Below are 267 nucleotides of genomic sequence, written 5' to 3'. Positions count from 1 at the left end.
CAGCTACTCACCTGCTTTCTTAGTGAAATGTTATCGTTACCCTTGATAAACACCCTCGCCCGTCCCGGCAGCAGGCTCGTAAAAACAATGCTACTTATATTGACCTGCAAACGGCTGACCATACCATGTATCAGGACATGGTGCATATGGATTAAAATACCATAGAGCGTATTGCGCCGGCTGTTCTCTCCAATAATCTAGTGTTCTTTTCGCTAGGGTTTTTTCCGTGGGTCTAGCTCGTTGATAGAAGAAATTCCCTTTTGGCAC

1 pseudogene is annotated in these 267 nt (G+C 45.3%); it reads right to left on the bottom strand.

What is annotated here, in order from left to right:
- Window positions 1-90: 90 nt before the first annotated feature.
- Window positions 91-267, bottom strand: a pseudogene (locus AC1ECF_RS17635) (cell wall hydrolase); the annotation flags it as partial.

The organism is Psychrobacillus sp. Z3-81 (genome assembly GCF_056620325.1).
The sequence above is the reverse complement of the archived record's forward strand: the minus strand, read 5'-3'. Positions and strand labels throughout refer to the sequence as shown.